The 666-nt window shown below is 47.0% G+C and carries 2 pseudogenes; both read right to left on the reverse strand.

Features of this window, described 5'->3' with window-relative positions:
- Nucleotides 1–473: pseudogene (locus R7Z50_RS27985) on the reverse strand (NAD-dependent epimerase/dehydratase family protein); the annotation flags it as partial.
- 8 nt (nt 474–481) lie between these two features.
- Nucleotides 482–666: pseudogene (locus R7Z50_RS27990) on the reverse strand (LysR family transcriptional regulator); the annotation flags it as partial.

Here is a 666-nt window from a genome sequence, read left to right on the forward strand (position 1 = left end):
CCAGAGTCGATGACGGATTGCTCCGCTTCGAGCATGATTTTCGCATTGTCAGAAAAGTGAGGGTGGGTTTGCGCGAGAGCGAGCGATGCGGATTCTTCTTTCATATCCGTTGGTAAATTAGGGTAGACCGTTGTAGAGCTGATCATGACGAGCTTTTCAATCGCATTCTGTTTTGCCGCTTTAACTAACGTTGACCATTGCTGCGCATACTATCGACCAGACCCTCGACGAAACCCAGGTGGAAACGCACCAACAATACGCTCAATATGATTCGACTGAATTATTTCATCCAGTTTTTGCGCTGCGTTTTCATCGTTGAGATCAAGCAGGGCGGCGTTAGCAATAGTGGATGGCCGTTCATCTAACCGAGCTTGGCTACGACGCGTAATAACTACATCATGTCCCTCGACTAACAAGGCTTGCGCTAGCGGAGTACCAAGCCAACCTGCACCTACAATCAATGTGTTTGCCATTATTTATCCTACTTAACTGTTTGCTCAAAGAGAGTAATGAGCTCTGCTTTGGCTTGTTGATGGAGGGGATCAGAATGCCATTTTTGATGCTGAATCAGGTCAACATTGACTTGCCAAGCCAGTTTTGTGAAATCATCCCCAACTTCTTTTAACGTGTTTGGTGAGTCTGCGACTAAGTGCTCCGGCAGGAAGC

The sequence above is a fragment of the Vibrio sp. 1249-1 genome, assembly GCF_033340495.1.